12 protein-coding genes and 1 pseudogene are annotated in these 12,703 nt (G+C 64.4%); 3 read left to right on the top strand and 10 right to left on the bottom strand.

Annotation, left to right across the window (positions count from 1 at the left end; genetic code table 11):
- Nucleotides 1-71: 71 nt before the first annotated feature.
- The 6 genes and pseudogenes from NCS58_RS29680 to NCS58_RS29655 form a co-directional block, all read right to left on the bottom strand.
- On the bottom strand, nucleotides 72-632 hold the full coding sequence (locus NCS58_RS29680; protein ID WP_061118955.1) for a hypothetical protein: 561 nt from the start codon (nucleotides 630-632) through the stop codon (nucleotides 72-74).
- A 51-nt stretch (nucleotides 633-683) separates the two neighbouring features.
- The gene (locus NCS58_RS29675; protein WP_061118954.1) at nucleotides 684-1,421 is read right to left on the bottom strand and encodes a hypothetical protein; all 738 of its coding nucleotides are present in this window, start codon (nucleotides 1,419-1,421) and stop codon (nucleotides 684-686) included.
- Between the two features lie 144 nt (nucleotides 1,422-1,565).
- Nucleotides 1,566-2,949: pseudogene (locus NCS58_RS29670) on the bottom strand (sigma-54-dependent transcriptional regulator).
- Entirely contained in the window at nucleotides 2,934-4,418 is a 1,485-nt protein-coding gene (locus NCS58_RS29665) for a HAMP domain-containing sensor histidine kinase (protein ID WP_061118952.1), read from the bottom strand. Before NCS58_RS29665 ends, NCS58_RS29670 begins: the two are co-directional and overlap by 16 nt.
- Nucleotides 4,419-4,604: 186 nt before the next feature.
- Nucleotides 4,605-4,799, bottom strand: a complete 195-nt coding sequence (locus NCS58_RS29660) for a CsbD family protein (protein WP_061118951.1) — start codon at nucleotides 4,797-4,799, stop codon at nucleotides 4,605-4,607.
- A 93-nt stretch (nucleotides 4,800-4,892) separates the two neighbouring features.
- Entirely contained in the window at nucleotides 4,893-5,810 is a 918-nt protein-coding gene (locus NCS58_RS29655) for a LysR family transcriptional regulator (protein ID WP_061118950.1), read from the bottom strand.
- A 196-nt stretch (nucleotides 5,811-6,006) separates the two neighbouring features.
- On the opposite strand from NCS58_RS29655, the gene NCS58_RS29650 reads away from it, so the two are divergent.
- Nucleotides 6,007-6,756: a glucose 1-dehydrogenase gene (locus NCS58_RS29650; RefSeq protein ID WP_061118949.1), complete on the top strand. Its 750-nt coding sequence runs from the start codon at nucleotides 6,007-6,009 to the stop codon at nucleotides 6,754-6,756.
- Between the two features lie 187 nt (nucleotides 6,757-6,943).
- Nucleotides 6,944-7,735, top strand: a complete 792-nt coding sequence (locus tag NCS58_RS29645) for an EAL domain-containing protein (RefSeq protein WP_250477591.1) — start codon at nucleotides 6,944-6,946, stop codon at nucleotides 7,733-7,735.
- 14 nt (nucleotides 7,736-7,749) lie between these two features.
- Here the strand turns inward: NCS58_RS29645 and NCS58_RS29640 are convergent, their stop codons facing one another.
- The 4 genes from NCS58_RS29640 to NCS58_RS29625 all read right to left on the bottom strand — a co-directional run bounded on the left by NCS58_RS29640 (nucleotide 7,750) and on the right by NCS58_RS29625 (nucleotide 11,212).
- The gene (locus NCS58_RS29640; RefSeq protein ID WP_061118947.1) at nucleotides 7,750-8,664 is read right to left on the bottom strand and encodes a LysR family transcriptional regulator; all 915 of its coding nucleotides are present in this window, start codon (nucleotides 8,662-8,664) and stop codon (nucleotides 7,750-7,752) included.
- 137 nt (nucleotides 8,665-8,801) lie between these two features.
- A complete protein-coding gene (locus NCS58_RS29635) occupies nucleotides 8,802-8,966 on the bottom strand; it encodes a hypothetical protein (RefSeq protein WP_250477592.1) in 165 nt (54 codons plus the stop codon).
- Nucleotides 8,967-9,098: 132 nt separating this feature from the next.
- Nucleotides 9,099-10,184 (bottom strand): tartrate dehydrogenase, encoded by a 1,086-nt coding sequence (locus tag NCS58_RS29630; protein ID WP_061118946.1) that lies wholly within the window; start codon nucleotides 10,182-10,184, stop codon nucleotides 9,099-9,101.
- A 104-nt stretch (nucleotides 10,185-10,288) separates the two neighbouring features.
- Entirely contained in the window at nucleotides 10,289-11,212 is a 924-nt protein-coding gene (locus NCS58_RS29625; RefSeq protein WP_061118945.1) for a LysR family transcriptional regulator, read from the bottom strand.
- A 142-nt stretch (nucleotides 11,213-11,354) separates the two neighbouring features.
- Here NCS58_RS29625 and NCS58_RS29620 point away from each other — a divergent pair, with 142 nt between their 5' ends.
- Nucleotides 11,355-12,659 (top strand): MFS transporter, encoded by a 1,305-nt coding sequence (locus NCS58_RS29620; RefSeq protein ID WP_061118944.1) that lies wholly within the window; start codon nucleotides 11,355-11,357, stop codon nucleotides 12,657-12,659.
- The last annotated feature ends 44 nt before the right edge of the window (nucleotides 12,660-12,703 follow it).

Genomic DNA, 12,703 nt, shown 5'->3' with positions numbered 1-12,703 from the left:
GGGCTCGAGTTGCAAGCCTGTTTGCTTCGGGTTGCCCCCGGACGCGCTCACGGCCGGCAGCTTGTGTTGCGTCAGCCGGCGACCGGTGCGTCGATGAGCTCGGCGATCTCATCCACTTCGATCGTCCGCCCATGACGGTTCCGAATGCCGTGCCCCCACGCGTGTACGTGCGCGCCCGGCGCGAGATACGCCGCGAGTTCGGCGGCGGCATGCGGCGGCATCCGCAGCGATGTGCCTTCGTCGAGCAACGCGCCGCGCAGCTCGCCCTTCGGCCCGAAGAGCGACAGCACCACTTCGCCGAGCGCGTCCATCGGCTTGTGTTCGACGTACGGTTTGTGATGCTTTTCGCCGTCGTGATGCGGGCCTTCGTCCAGAATGACCTTGCCGTTCTTCGTCGCGAGCGAGACCGCCGCGATCATGTCCGCGCCGCGCGGCTTCACGCCGCGCACGCGAACCTCGTCGCCCACGGCGACCTGTCGCGCGATCTGTGGCGACAGATGAGGCGGAAAATGAACCTGCAGCGCCTGCCGCGCGCCGAGTACGATCCCGTCGATTTCACCGTGCGGGTTCAATAGAAAACGCGTCACCGTGCCGCGCGTTTCGGGAAGGCTTTCGGGGTCGATCCAATGCATGTCGTTGATCCTCGGTTGATGTCGATGAAAGCGTGTCGGCAGCCGACGCGCTCATGGGCCGGGCGCAACGCGGTCGTAGAGCCGGGTCAGGTTGCCCGGCGAACCGAACGACGTCGCCTGGAGCGCGGTGCCGTACTGGTTGCGCGTGCCGTAGCCTTGCGCGGACACGCGCGCGCCCGATTGAACGAGCCTCGGGAATTGCTGGGCGACGGGAGGCGTGAGCTTGATGACGGTGCCATCCGCGAGAATCACGCCGTCGGGCTCGCCGCGTGGCGCGGTGGTGATGTGCGCCACTTGTCCCTGCGCGCTCAGGCGTGAAAGGCCGGCGCCGCGCAGCTCACGCGGCAGCGTGCCCGGCAAGGGCGGCTGATCGGTGAGTTGCTGGCCGCTGCGTGCATCGGTGATGCGTTGCGCCTCGAGATTGCCGCCCGCAACGCGCCATCCGTCGATCTGCACGCTGTCACCCGGGCGTATCGCCGACGTGAGCTGGGCGCTCATATGCGGCGGGAAGTGAACGAGCGCGCCGTCGCCGGTCAGGAAGCCGTCGACATCGCCGTCCGGGTTGATGAGAAAGCGCGAAACCGTGGCTTGCGCGCTGACGGCCGTCCCTTCCACGAGCGGAGCCGCGCCGATGCGGGGCGCAGGCGGCGGCGCCAAGCCCGCTGCCGCAACAGGCGGTTCAGTCTGAGCAACGCAGCCCGCGCTCGTCGCCAGCAGCGCGACGAGATTGATCGCGCTCAGGACGCGTGCGGTGTCGCGGCGGACTCGCTTCGTCGATGTCGATTGCATGATTCACTCCCTCACATGGCGTGGAGGGATGTGCAAAGGCTATGCCATGGGACGAAAAACGTTGCTGGTCAAGGAATCGGCGGGATGAGGCAAGGAATGGTGTCAAGCGATCGGACGCCAGGTGTCCGATCGCTTGACACTCGCTCAGGCATCGGCGCCGGATATCCCGAGGCTCGCGAGCCGCGTATAGAGCGATTGACGGCTGATGCCGAGCCTGCGTGCCGCCTCGGCGCGATTGCCGTCGGTGAGCGCGAGGGCGCGCGCAATCAACGCGCGTTCGAGTTGCGCGAGTGCGTCGTTGAGCGGAAGTTCGGCGAGGCTGACTGGGATTGCGTCATTGCCGCCGGCGGTCGTGTCGACGAGGAAAGCGAAGTCCTCGCGCGTGAGCAACGCACCCGGCGCGAGTGCGCTCGCCCGCTCGATCGCGTTCGCCAGTTCACGCACGTTGCCGGGCCAGCCGAAGGTGACGAGCATGCGCTGCGCATCGGCTGAGAGCCGCTTGTGCGCCGCATCGGGCGATGCCCCCCGGAGTAGACAGGAAATGCTCCGCGAGCGGGAGGATATCCGCTACGCGCTCTCGCAGGGGCGGCAAGTGCAGCGGGATCACGTTCAGCCGATACAGCAGATCCTGCCGGAATGTTCCCGCCGCGACCATCGCCGCCAGATCGCGATGCGTCGCGGCGACAATGCGCACATCGACAGCGACGGGCCGGTTCGTGCCGAGCGGCGTGACCTGCCGTTCCTGAAGCACGCGCAGCAGCTTGGCCTGCATGGCGAGCGGCATGTCACCGACTTCATCGAGGAAGAGCGTTCCGCCGTGCGCCTCCTCGAAACGCCCTCGCCGCTCCGCATGTGCGCCGGTGAACGCGCCTTTGCCATGCCCGAAGAGCTCGCTTTCGAGCAAGTCCTCCGGTATCGCCGCGCAGTTCACGGCCACGAACGGCCTGCCCGCCCGCGCCGATGCGCGATGCAGCACGCGCGCCGCCACTTCCTTGCCCGTGCCCGTCTCCCCGGTGATGAGCACGGTCGAGCGGGTTCCCGCCGCGCGGCCCAGGCGCTTTTGCACGTCGCGCATGGCATCGCTCACGCCGAGCAGTTGCGGCTCGCAGGACGACGGTTCGTCCGCGAAGGCCGACGTTGCGGCGACAGGCGCATCGGGATGCGCCGCGAGCATGCGTCCGAGCAGCACCGCGATCTCGTCACGGCCGACGGGTTTGGTCAGGTGCTCGAACGCGCCGAGCCGCATCGCGCCGATGGTGTTGTCGCTCGTCGCATGCGCGGTCAGCATCACGACAGGCACGTGCTGCAGGCCCTCCATGCCGCGCAGCGATTCGAGCACGGCGAGACCGTCCGCGCCCGGCAGACGAAAGTCCAGAAAGATGCAGTCGGGCGCTCCGCGCTCGCGCAAGTGTTCCAGCGCCGCTTCGCCCGAGCGCGCTTCGAGCGGCGTGTGGCCGAGATCCTGCACGGTTTCGGCGAGGCCTTCGCGAAAGGCATCGTCGTCGTCGATGATCAGTATGGTCGCCATGGCAAGTCGATCACGAAGCATGTCACCTCTGAATCCTCGGCGAGATACGCGCGGCCTCCATGTGCCGACGCGATCTCGCGCACCACGGCGAGGCCGAGACCGGAGCCATCGGGCCGGCCCGTCACGAAAGGCTCGAAAATACGCTCGCGCTCGGCTGCGCTCACGCCGGGACCATCGTCCATCACTTCCAGCCGGAGGCGTTCGCCCTCTGTCCATCGTGCGCCCGTCGCGCGCACCGTCACGTGACCGCCCGGCGGCGCGTGGCGCAGCGCATTCACGATCAGGTTGTCGAGCGCACGCGCCAGTTGCGCGGGATCGAAGACGGGCTGCATCGCGCCCGTTTCGATCACCGCCCGCAACGCTATGTCGCGGTTCGCCGCGCCCGGTTCATGCGTATGCACGATGTCGCCGAGCCACGCGTGCAGATCGACTGCGCGCGCGTTCACGGTCACCGGCTGCGTGAGCGCGAGCAGACTGGTCACCTGCGCCTCGATGCGCCCCACCTGCTCGATGATCGTTCGCAGCGCGGCTTCGCGGCGCACGCTGTCGCCGGCGAGCGCGTTTTCTGCCTTGAGACGCATCGCGCCCGCGGGGTTGCGGATCTCGTGCGCAATCTGCGCGGCCATCTTGCCGAGCGCGCCGAATCGTTCGGCCTGCGCCAGCTGCGTGCCAAGCGCACTCGCCTCGCGCTGGAGGCGCTCGGCGCGCTCGACATAGCGATTGAGCGCATCGACGATAAGGTCCAGATCGCGCTCGCCGAGCCGTTCGAGCCGCCTGCCCTGCTCGAATCCGCCATCGGGCGCGAGCGCCTGTTCCAGCCGCGCGAGGTTGCGTCTCCAGCGCCTGAGCGCTACGGCCAGAAACAACGCCAGCACGACGATGATTGCGAGCACCCCGACCAGAATGGTCGCGGCACGCTCGCCGTACGGTCCGAGCGGCGGCCGCGCGCGCGTGAGCATCCACGCCAGCAGGCCCGCGTGGCGCGGCACGGGGCAAGCGACGGCGATGACGGCATCCGCACCGCTCGATACGACATCGACCTGCATCTGGCCCGCGCCCCCCGCTTTCCTCAGCGTGCGCAGAATGAGCGGCGTCTCGGCCTCGGGAATATCGCGCTTCACGCCGCTGCCTTCGTAGGTAGGAAACGCATAGGCCAGAAAGCCGCTGGGCGTGCCGGCCGCCGCCGTGCCGTTCCAGAAACCGCCTTCGATGCCATCGGTGCGGATCAGCACGAGATCAAGCACGGCGTGCATGAGATCGATGTTGGTTTCGCCGGGGCGCTGCATCGACAGATCGTAGCGCGATGCGACCGCCGTGCAGGCCGCAGCCGCCTGCTGCTTCGCGGTCGTGACGCGCTCGCCGAGCGCTGACGAAAGCATGAGCCACACGACCGCCGTCAGGAGGCCGCACAAAATGGCGACGAGAATCCAGAGCGCGAAGAGCTGAGTCGAGAACGACGGTCGCGGCATGAAGAGCCTGAACGCTGAGGGAGTTGGCGACTGTGCAAGCAAGTCTCTCGCCACCGTCTCGCCTTTCATCGTGTGAATACGGGCGGCTGACAGCGCTCCGAAAGTAAAAAAACGCCCGCGGGAAGCGGGCGCTCACGCTGCGCCGGGCCGCGCCATCGACGCGGCCCGGCTTCACGGGCCGGCAAGTCAGGGCTTCGCCGTGTCGTCAGTGGCGTCCTTCAGATCCTCTTTGGCGTCACCGAGATCCTTGCGTGCTTCGCCCTCGACCTGCTGGGCGTCGCCTTTTGCCTCCTGCACGGGGTCATCCGTCACCTTGCCGACGCCTTCGTTGATCTTACCTTTGACCTTCTCCCCGACGCCCTTCACCTGATCCTCATTCATGATCGCTCTCCGATATGCCCGCAATATGCAGGCGTAACCCTCCCCGCGCAAAAAGGATGCCGCGTCGTGGCCGGCAACGATCGTCGAATCAGGCTAGCGCCGGTCCGTACCGCGCACCCCGGCGGGAAAGCACGCCAGCAGCCAGTCGACGAACACCCGAAGCCTGTGTGTCACGTGACGGTTGTTCGGATACACGACATGGAACGGATAAGGCGGCGGACGCCATTTCTTCAGGATCTCCACGAGCGACCCATCGCGAATAGCCGGATTGGCGGCGTAGGCAAAGGTTTGAACGATGCCCAGTCCCGCGATGGAAGCCGCAAGATGCGCGTTGCTTTCGTTGATCCCGATATGACGCTGCGCCTGTATCTCGATCCTGTCGCCGTCACGCTCGAACCGGAATGGCATTGCCTTGCCGTTTTGCGGTGACAGGTAGCTGATCAATTTATGCCCGTTCTTCAGTTCCTCGGGGTAGGCGGGAACGCCGAACTGCTTAAGATATTTCGGCGTGGCGCATGTGACCATCACGGCATCGCCGATATGACGCGCGATGAGCGACGAGTCGTCCAACGGCCCGCCACGGATGACACAGTCGACGTTATCGCTTATCAAGTCCACCGGGCGATCGGACACGCCCAGATCGATCCTGATGTCCGGATAACGCGCGATGAAATCCGAAAGCAATGGAATCAGCACGTTTCGCGCGGGCAATCCGCCTACATCGACGCGCAGACGGCCGCGCGGATTGCTTCGTGCAACACTGAACGACGAGTCGATATCTTCGAGGTCTCTGAGAATACGCGTCGCCTTCGCGTAATAGTCTTGGCCTTCCGGCGTTACCGTGACCCGTCGCGTCGTCCGCTGTAACAGCCGCACGCCCAGATGCGCTTCGAGTTCCTGAACCAGCTTGCTCATCGTCGCGTTGGGCATATCGAGCGAGTCCGCCGCGCGCGTGAAGCTGCCCGCCTCGACCACGCGGGAGAAAGCGCGCATTGCCAGCAATTGATCCATTCGATTCGCGTCCCGTAGATGATCCGCGCCGATTATACATACGCGTGCATAGTCAATTCATTATTCACCATTTATCAAAAAACTCACCGCCGCTAAAGTTCACCCATGCCCAACGCGACTCGCATCGGAAGACCTTGAAGGCGCGACGCAACGGGCAAATCCTGGCACTTTCTAAAACTTCGAACTGGAGCAAGTCATGAACACGCAACTGAACGGAAAGATCGCGCTCGTCACCGGCGGCAGCACGGGCATCGGTCTCGCGGCGGCAAAGGAACTCGTGGAGCAAGGCGCGCGCGTATTCATTACGGGTCGCCGTCAGGCCGAACTGGATGCAGCCGTAGCCGCCATCGGCCCGTCGGCCACCGCGATTCGCGCGGATGCATCGGTGTTGTCCGACCTGGATGCCGTGTACGCCCAAATCGCCGAAACAGCGGGCAAGCTCGATGTCCTGTTCGCCAATGCGGGCGGTGGAGACATGATGCCGCTGGGCGCGATCACCGAAGAGCACTTCGATCGTATCTTCGACACGAATGTGCGCGGCGTGCTGTTCACCGTGCAGAAGGCGTTGCCGCTGCTCGTCGACGGCGCATCGGTCATTCTGACTTCGTCGATCACGTCCGTCACGGGGACCGCCAGCTTCAGCGTCTACAGCGCCAGCAAGGCGGCAGTCCGGAATTTCGCCCGGTCGTGGGCGCTCGATCTGAAAGATCGCGGCATCCGCGTCAACGTCGTCAGCCCCGGACCCGTCCGGACGCCGGGCCTGGGCGGTCTCGTGCCCGATGAAGCGCGTCAAGGCCTGTACGACGCGCTCGCCTCGCAAGTGCCGCTCGGCCGCCTCGGCGAACCCGAGGAAATCGGCAAGGCAGTCGCCTTCCTCGCATCCGAATCGGCGAGCTTCATCAACGGCATCGAACTTTTCATCGACGGCGGCATGGCTCAGGTTTGAGACACGGCTCGCGCGGCCCATGCGCTCGCTGATTCGCCGCGACTCATCGAGTGAGCGCGTGCAACACGAAGCGCATGGGCTTGCTGCCTTGCCGTTCGTGCCGGGCTCAAGATCCGCGTGCGTCGTCCGTTAAACAGGAGCAGGCCCGCACAACGGGTTCCCTCGTTGCACTGATCGAGCACCACGCATGACGAAGACGTCCGACGCAAGCATCCCTGAAATATTGGCTCCGAACCGTGGCTGTGCCGGTTGCAAAAGCGACACAGCCACGCCGTTCGAGTTCGCATTCGCCTTCCAGCCGATCGTCGATATGGCCGCCGGCCGCGCATACGCGCACGAAGCGCTCGTGCGCGGGCCGAACGGCGAGTCGGCGGGATCGGTGCTCGCGCAGGTCGACGCGACCAATCGCTATCACTTCGACCAGCGGTGCCGGACAACCGCGATCGCCCAGGCCGCCGCGTTGAGCATGGACGGGTTTCTGTCGATCAACTTCATGCCGAACGCCGTCTACCGGCCGGAAGCCTGTATCCGCAGCACGCTCGAGGCGGCCGAGCGGCACGGCTTTCCGATCGAGCGGATCATCTTCGAGACGGTCGAGGGCGAGAACATCATCAGCCGGCCGCATCTGGTCGACATATTCCGCGCGTACAAGCGCTTCGGCTTCCAGACCGCCATCGACGACTTCGGCGCGGGCTATTCCGGCCTCACCCTGCTGGCGGACTTTCAACCCGATCTGATCAAGCTCGACATGGAGCTCGTGCGCGGAATCGACACGGATTTCGTGCGCCAGCGGATCGCGTGCGGCGTGCTTGCAATATGCCGCGACCTGGGAATCCGGGTCATTGCCGAAGGGATCGAAACGCGTGGAGAGCGAGATTTCTTCGCAGCGAACGGCGTGACGCTGATGCAGGGCTATTTTTTTGCGAGGCCTGCGTTCAAGGCGGTCCCTGATATCGACCCGGCGATGTTCGCGGCTTGAGGAAGACTGACGCGTCAGCGACGGCCCGTCGGCGCGAATTCTGTGGCCTTCACGGCTTCGGCAAGATAGTCCACGAACGACGCGATGCGCGCGGAGATCGCCGTGTTGCGATAGTAGACGGCGCTGATCGGTTGCCGTACTTCCTGCGTTTGACGCGCGAGGATCTGCACGAGCTTGCCGTCGCGCCGATCGCGCAGCGTCATGAAGTCAGACAGACACACGATGCCCGCGCTCTCCAGCGCGAGATGCCGCAGCGTCTCGCCGCTCGATGAAGCGATGCTCGGCGTGATCCGGTATGGCTCGTCGTCGTGCCCCGAAAGCGGCCAGACATTGAGCGATTCGGGCTGCGTGAAGCCGAGCAGAGAGTGATTCGCGAGTTCGTCGACGCGCTTCGGAAGACCGTGAGTCTCGAGATACCGCGGCGTCGCGAGCACCCGAATGCGGCTGCTGCCGATCGGGCGGCTGTGCAGCGTCGAATCCTTCAGCCTGCCGATGCGAATTGCAACATCGGTGCGGCGCTCCAGCAGATCGATCACGCCTTCATTGCTGTTCAACTCGAGCTCGACATGCGGATAGCGCTCCCGATATCCCGCGACGAGCGGCACGATCACATGCAGCATGAACGGCGTCGCGGCATCGACGCGCAGCAGCCCCGAAGGCCGCTCGCGGCGCGCGGCGATCTGTTCCTCGGCGCTTTCCACCGCGCCGATGATCTCGCGCGCACTCTGCAGGAAGCTCTTGCCCTCCTCCGTCAGCTCGAGACGCCGCGTGGTTCTGCGCAGTAGCGTCGTCTGCAGCTTCTCTTCGAGCCGTCCGAGCGTGCGGCTCGCACCGGATACCGTCTGATCGAGTTGTTGCGCCGCCGCCGTGATGGAGCCTGTGTCGACTACCGTCGCAAAGGTTTGAAGCTCGTCGAGAGTGACTTTCATCGTTGACTTTAATTCAAGAGTAATCCCTTTATATCGCGGGTTTTACGCAAGAGTAAAGTCGGCGTGTCGTGGTGAGGGCGCTAAAAGCCTGAAGACGTTTCGGGCCCGGGACTTTCGTTCCCGGGCCCGCCTTGCTACTACCACTTCGCGCTCTTATGGCGATTGCGTCCGATCGCGTCCCACAGCTTGCGCGCCTGCTTCTGCACCGACTTCGCGTGGTCCTCGTGGTGAGGCTCCGCGTCACCGGTGTGAGCAGCCGTGGCGCCGCGTTTCGGGCGCTTGAACATGTCGGCGAATCTCATCGCAACCTCCTTTCGCGGCAAGCACACCGCAAAAACAGTTTACTCCGGCTAGCGCCGGCTTCGAAGGGGTAGCGGTACTTCGTGAGTCGGGCCCCGTCCGTCTGCGCGTTCTGCTCGCGGCCCCGGCTCCTTTCAGGCGGCGTGAGCCGCTCTCGTGCCGATCAGCGCGCACACGGCATCGGTCACTTGCGCGGTCGTCGCGACGCCGCCGAGGTCGCGCGTGTGCAGCGACTTGTCGGAGGTCACGGCTTCGATCGCCTGCATCACGCGTTTCGCGGCGTCGAATTCGCCGAGATGTTCCAGCAGCATCACCACCGACCAGAACGTGCCGACCGGATTCGCCAGGCCGTGGCCCATGATGTCGAAGGCGGAACCGTGAATCGGCTCGAACATCGACGGATAGCGGCGCTCCGGATCGATGTTGCCAGTCGGCGCGATGCCGAGGCTGCCCGCGAGCGCGGCGGCGAGGTCGCTGAGAATATCGGCATGAAGGTTCGTGGCGACGATCGTATCGAGCGACTCGGGACGGTTGACCATGCGCGCGGTCGATGCGTCGACCAGTTCCTTGTCCCATTTGACGTCGGGAAATTCTTTCGCGATTTCGCCGGCAATCTCGTCCCACATGACCATCGCGTGACGCTGCGCGTTGCTCTTCGTGATGACCGTCAGCAGCTTGCGCGGACGCGCCTGCGCGAGTTTGAATGCAAAACGCATGATGCGTTCGACACCGGCGCGCGTGAGGATCGAAACATCGGTCGCGGTCTCGATCGGATGGCCCTGATGCACGCGGCCGCCGACGCCCGAATATTCGCCTTCCGAGTTTTCGCGCACGATCACCCAGTTCAGGTCCTCCGGCTTGCAGCGCTTGAGCGGCGCGTCGATGCCCGGCAGGATGCGCGTCGGACGCACGTTGGCGTACTGGTCGAGCCCCTGGCAGATCTTCAGACGCAGGCCCCACAGCGTGATGTGATCGGGCACGTCCGGGTCGCCCGCCGAGCCGAATAGGATCGCGTCCTTGTCGCGAAGGGCGTCGAGGCCATCGGCGGGCATCATCACGCCGTGCTCGCGGTAGTAGTCCGCGCCCCAGTCGAAATTCTCGAACTGGAATGCAAAATCATGCGTGCTGCGTGCCAGCGCCTCCAGCACTTGACGGCCAGCGGGCACGACCTCCTTGCCGATGCCGTCGCCAGGAATGGTCGCGATGCGATAGGTCTTCATGTCTCCGTCCTCCAGATGGGTATGTCACCGGACTTTACTCACATCCGGGCGCGGAAACCGGCGCGAAACTTAAAGCATTATTAAGTTTTGTGCACGAATGAGGACTACCAGTTCGAACTGACGCGCGTCGGGCCGTCGGCATGCTGGCCCAGATAGTCGCGCAGGTGATCGACGAAGCACGCGACCTTGGCCGAGAGATTCAGGCGTTCCGGATAGACGGCGTAGACGTCGGCGGGCGGCGTGTCGTAGTCGCTCAGGACCTGCACCAGACGACCGCTGCGAAGGTATTTGGCGACGTCCCATTCCGCGCGCATAAGAATGCCGTGTCCTTCCAGCGCCCAGTTGAGCGCCACTTCGCCGTCGTTGGTGCTCAGCTTGCCGTGCACCTTGATCGTCTCCGTGCGCCCGCCGCGGCTCAGGCGCCAGTTGCCATAGGCGGATTCGTTCTGCCGCAGCACGATGCACTGATGATGCGTCAGGTCATGCGGATGAGCGGGTTCGCCCGCGCCACGGAGATAACCCGGCGACGACACCAGCAGCCGCCGGTTGGACGCGATCTTCTTCGCGATGAGTCGCGAATCCGGCATCTCGCCGAAACGCACGGACACGTCGATGCTCTCGTCGGGCAGGCCGATGGGCCGGTCGGTGAGATGCAACTGCACTTCGACATCGGGAAAACGCTGGCTGAACAGCGAGATCGACGGACCGATATACGAGCGCCCGAATCCCAGCGGCGCATTCACCCGCAGCAGTCCTTTCGGCGCGGCCCGGCTGCTGGAAACGAGCTGTTCCATGTCGTCGATGTCGCTCAGGATGCGCTGCGCATTCGCGAAATAGACCTCGCCCTCGCTCGTCAGGCTGATCCGCCGCGTCGTGCGGTTGAGAAGGCGCACGCCCAGACGATCTTCCATCGCCGAAAGCCGGCGGGAAACCGCGGGCGGCGTGAGGTTCAACTCGCGCGCGGTGGCGGCCAGACTGCCCTGCTTCACGAGCAGGCAGAAGAAGCCCAGTTCCGAGTCCATGTTCATTCGTGATTTTTTTGCAAGGATGTATTTAGTCTAGATCGATTCATACGCGATTCCATCGGTTTTAACCTTGGTTCCGACTAGAGCAAGGCCGCAAAAGACGGCTAAGACATTCGACTGGTCATCGGAATCAAGGAGACATTCGATGGATATCGATCTGGAAAAACGCACCCTGCGCAGGATCACCTGGCGCATCGTGCCGTTCATCATGCTGCTGTACTTCGTCGCTTATATCGACCGGGTCAACATCGGCTTCGCGTCGCTCACGATGAAGACGGACCTGGGCTTCACCGCCTCGATGCTCGGCTTCGGCGCCGGCATCTTCTTCTGGGGCTACTTCATGTTCGAAGTGCCCTCCAACATCATTCTTCACAAGGTCGGCGCGCGACTGTGGATAGCCCGCGTGATGGTCACGTGGGGCGTCATTTCCGCGGCGATGGCCTTCGTCGAAGGGCCGACCAGCTTCTACGTCATACGTTTTCTGCTCGGCGCGGCGGAAGCGGGTTTCTTCCCCGGCATCATCCTGTATCTCAGCTACTGGTTTCCAGCGCGGCATCGGGCGGGCGTGACGGCATTCTTCATGGCCGCCGCGCCGATCTCCACGGCGCTCGGCTCGCCGCTCTCCGCCGCTTTGCTCGAAATGAACGGCGTGATGGGTCTGCGCGGCTGGCAATGGATGTTCATTCTCGAAGCCGTGCCCGCGCTCATTCTGGGTGTCGTCGTGTTCTTCTACATGACCGACAGGCCCGAAAAGGCGAAGTGGCTGAAGGACGACGAGCGCGCATGGCTCGTCAACGTGATGAATGCGGAAACCGCGAGCAGAGCCACGGCGGGCGCCGCGCACGGCATCATCAGCGGCCTTGCGAATCCGCGTGTGCTGGCTTTGTCGCTGATCTACTTCGGCACGTCGGCGGGCCTCTACACGCTCGGCATCTGGGCGCCCCAGATCATCAGGCAACTCGGCGTTTCGTCGATGACGACAGGCCTGCTCAACGCGATTCCGCCGATCGTGTCCGTAGTCGCGATGATCTTCTGGTCGCGCCATTCCGACCGCACCGGCGAGCGCACCTGGCACGTCGTGCTGGCGTGCGTGGCGGCGGCGATCGGCCTCGTGGTGGCGGCTATGGCCAACAGCGTCGTCGGGCTCATCGCCGCGCTGACGCTCGTGAATATCGGCATCAGTTGCGCGAAGCCGCCCCTGTGGACCATGCCGACGATGTTCCTCTCGGGTGCCGCGGCCGCGACGGGCATCGCCACCATCAATTCGATCGGCAATCTCGGCGGCTTCGCCGGCCCGGCGATGATCGGCTGGGTGAAAGATCAGACCGGCAGCTTCACCGGCGGACTCTATTTCGTGGCGGGCCTGCTCATGCTCTCCGCCGTGCTCACGCTCTTGCTGGCCCGCACGCAGAAATCGCCGGTCGCGCCCGGCAATGCGGCCGCGCATTGAAAACACGCCTCCCCCAATCTCGTTACGTTGTCAGAGGAATGCAA

This window comes from Caballeronia sp. INML3B, from assembly GCF_023631305.1.
GTDB classification, from domain to species: Bacteria; Pseudomonadota; Gammaproteobacteria; order Burkholderiales; family Burkholderiaceae; genus Caballeronia; species Caballeronia turbans.
The sequence above is the reverse complement of the archived record's forward strand: the minus strand, read 5'-3'. Positions and strand labels throughout refer to the sequence as shown.

Coding starts and splice junctions, on each gene's coding strand:
- NCS58_RS29680 (WP_061118955.1), bottom strand. CDS start 632: ATGCATTGGATCGACCCCGAAAGCCTTCCCGAAACGCGCGGCACGGTG.
- NCS58_RS29675 (WP_061118954.1), bottom strand. CDS start 1,421: ATGCAATCGACATCGACGAAGCGAGTCCGCCGCGACACCGCACGCGTC.
- NCS58_RS29665 (WP_061118952.1), bottom strand. CDS start 4,418: ATGCCGCGACCGTCGTTCTCGACTCAGCTCTTCGCGCTCTGGATTCTC.
- NCS58_RS29660 (WP_061118951.1), bottom strand. CDS start 4,799: ATGAATGAGGATCAGGTGAAGGGCGTCGGGGAGAAGGTCAAAGGTAAG.
- NCS58_RS29655 (WP_061118950.1), bottom strand. CDS start 5,810: ATGGATCAATTGCTGGCAATGCGCGCTTTCTCCCGCGTGGTCGAGGCG.
- NCS58_RS29650 (WP_061118949.1), top strand. CDS start 6,007: ATGAACACGCAACTGAACGGAAAGATCGCGCTCGTCACCGGCGGCAGC.
- NCS58_RS29645 (WP_250477591.1), top strand. CDS start 6,944: ATGACGAAGACGTCCGACGCAAGCATCCCTGAAATATTGGCTCCGAAC.
- NCS58_RS29640 (WP_061118947.1), bottom strand. CDS start 8,664: ATGAAAGTCACTCTCGACGAGCTTCAAACCTTTGCGACGGTAGTCGAC.
- NCS58_RS29635 (WP_250477592.1), bottom strand. CDS start 8,966: ATGAGATTCGCCGACATGTTCAAGCGCCCGAAACGCGGCGCCACGGCT.
- NCS58_RS29630 (WP_061118946.1), bottom strand. CDS start 10,184: ATGAAGACCTATCGCATCGCGACCATTCCTGGCGACGGCATCGGCAAG.
- NCS58_RS29625 (WP_061118945.1), bottom strand. CDS start 11,212: ATGAACATGGACTCGGAACTGGGCTTCTTCTGCCTGCTCGTGAAGCAG.
- NCS58_RS29620 (WP_061118944.1), top strand. CDS start 11,355: ATGGATATCGATCTGGAAAAACGCACCCTGCGCAGGATCACCTGGCGC.